The 2,475-nt window shown below is 30.7% G+C and carries 3 protein-coding genes; all 3 read left to right on the forward strand.

Annotated features, from left to right (window positions below; all coding sequences use genetic code 11):
- A partial coding sequence (locus tag A5867_RS05220) for a hypothetical protein (RefSeq protein WP_087627026.1) occupies nucleotides 1-577 on the forward strand: 577 nt, incomplete at its 5' end.
- 191 nt (nucleotides 578-768) lie between these two features.
- Nucleotides 769-1,269: a hypothetical protein gene (locus tag A5867_RS05225; RefSeq protein WP_074934994.1), complete on the forward strand. Its 501-nt coding sequence runs from the start codon at nucleotides 769-771 to the stop codon at nucleotides 1,267-1,269.
- Nucleotides 1,270-1,317: 48 nt separating this feature from the next.
- Nucleotides 1,318-2,376 carry a DUF916 domain-containing protein gene (locus A5867_RS05230; protein WP_249270019.1) on the forward strand — a complete coding sequence of 353 codons (1,059 nt, stop codon included), beginning with the start codon at nucleotides 1,318-1,320 and terminating at the stop codon, nucleotides 2,374-2,376.
- Nucleotides 2,377-2,475: the final 99 nt, after the last annotated feature.

A 2,475-nucleotide genomic window follows, 5' to 3' on the forward strand; every position in this document is an offset into this window, starting at 1 on the left:
GATAAACATTGAGGCTGATGAAGTTACTTTATCATTGAACGATTTAGACTTTTCAACTAGAAAAGTAAAACAAATTGAAACTGTGAAGATAAAATATGATGTAAATTCTTCTTTAGATTATTCATTGGTAATATCCACTGAAGGTAAGGGGCTTACTGCTAGGTTTATAGATACTTTAAGCAATACCTATTCTGGAATCCTTTTACCAACATCAAGCCAAGGAGAAGTAAATTTAAATTATGAAGTCGTTTTGAGTTTGGATGAATATGAGCATTCACCAGAGAATAAAACTACTATTACATTTACTTTTGTGAAAAAAAATGTAGATAGTTTTGATAACATTTTAGATTTAAAAAACGACGAGTCAAACAGCTCTCTTGATGAGAACACTGTAAGTGATAATAACTTGGAGGATGACTCAACTAGTTCATCTGAGGAAATTAATGATGAAAAACCAGATGATTCAGATGTTAAGGATATGAGCGAAAGTGAAAATGATAAAAGTGACTTAGATGAAGAAGATAACAATGACAATCAAAATATATCAGACCAAGATAATTCTGGTGAAAATTCATAAGATAGGTTTCTTGAATTTTATCATTATTTAAATGAATCAAAAGAAGTAAATGTATTAATGAATAACGCTATAAGAGGCTATTATCCCTTTTTTTTGAGATTGCGAAAATATTAGATAAGATAGATTAGAGATTTCCTGTATAATTTCAATTGTAATAGATTTCACAATTACAAAAATAGGAGGATATTATTATGAAAAAAACTCTTTTAGCATCAACAGCAATACTTGCTCTATCTGCAATCGGATTTACGAATACAGCTCACGCAACTGAAGACTCAACAAAGCCAGTAAACGTTCATGAAGGTCAAGTAAGCAGAAGTCTTACATTAACTACTCCAGACGTTACGACTGTAGATTTCAATTTTGATGAAATTACTTTCGGGTCAGAACAGCCTAATGGAACACTTGCCCCTCAAGATTTTTCAGTTACGTATGATATCCAAAATAGAACTTTTGCTAATATTGCAGAACGTTACAAAATAAGGGTATCAACTGATGGTGCAGGTTTAGATGCAAACATTAAAGATACATCTGAAAAAGATTTTGATATTTCTGAAACAAATAGCGGAACTAGAAATACAGGTGTTGTTATTATTGAAGCTACTCTTGACCCAACAGTGTTTGATGACTCGCGGTCAGATGAGTATAAAATTACTGTAAGTTTGATTGATTCTACAACGATTGAACCCTGAGGATTAAAATGATTAATACAACAAAGATATAAGAAAACAGGAGTCATGATGGAAAATAAAAGTAAAATGAGAAAACGCGTTTTTATTAACGTGTTTTCTCTTGTATTTGTTTTAGTAATAGGTAACTTATTTTACATAAAGGATGTCATTGCGTCTGAGGATACGGAAGCATCGATTTTAGTAGATATTAATCCTAAAGAATATGAGTATAGAGATAGCTATATGCAATTTACTCCTAAACTTAACAACAATTATGAGTTTACAGCGACGATTACCAATATTGGTAATAAAGATTTAGACGTTAATGTATATTCATCAGTTGCTATATCAACGATGGCTGGAATAACTTATGTGGAAAATACAGACAATCTAATGGATAAAGATTATGACTTTAGTAAGTATGTGAAGATAACTAATGACAGCAGCGAATTAAAAGATGGCATAATCAAAGTTAAGGCTAATCAAAGTGAAGATCTATCCATTATTGTTAATGTAAATAAAGAACTTGATGGAGAAATTTTAGGTGGTTTAAATTTTTCTCAAACGTTGAGCGAGCAAAAAAACGAGGATTCTGCAGATATCGTCCATGTTTATGAAAAGGTAGTCTTGTTCCGCCTTAAAATGAATGAATTGGATTCTGAAAAAGAGCAGCACTATGGGGAATTTGAATTCATAAATTCACAAAATTCTATAGTGTTAAGTTTCTCTATATTTAATAATAACCCGATAGTGGAATATGCAGATAGTGGACCCTACAAGGTCATTAATCCAAAGGGAGATACAATTTCAGAAGGTGAATTTGACGAAGATGTACTTACTTTAACTCCAGTTACTAAAACGAAGTTAAACATTCCATTAGTTAGTAATGCAGAATTAATGTCTGGAGAATATCAATTCATAATAACAGTTGATGGAGAAGACAAAATTACCCAATTTAACTACACCAGGGAAGATCTGGAAGAAATATCCAAGCAAACAGATAATTCAAATCACGTAGTTGTAAGTCAAGACTCAAATATATGGGTAATTGTTTTATTAACGGCAATCGTTACTCTTCTTATTGTCACTATTATTATGCTTTATCGCAAACAAAAAAAGTCTGAATAATAAATATTCAGACTTTTTTTTGTCAACTTTTTATTTTATTATGTTTTGTTTAAAATCTTAAAAATGAGGATAATTCATAGGCTGTTTATAGTGTTATAG

It is taken from the genome of Enterococcus sp. 6D12_DIV0197 (assembly GCF_002174385.1).
GTDB classification, from domain to species: domain Bacteria; phylum Bacillota; class Bacilli; order Lactobacillales; family Enterococcaceae; genus Enterococcus_D; species Enterococcus_D casseliflavus.

Excerpts from the sequence above, each read along its gene's own strand:
- A5867_RS05225 (WP_074934994.1), top strand. The coding sequence starts at position 769 with ATGAAAAAAACTCTTTTAGCATCAACAGCAATACTTGCTCTATCTGCA.
- A5867_RS05230 (WP_249270019.1), top strand. The coding sequence starts at position 1,318 with ATGGAAAATAAAAGTAAAATGAGAAAACGCGTTTTTATTAACGTGTTT.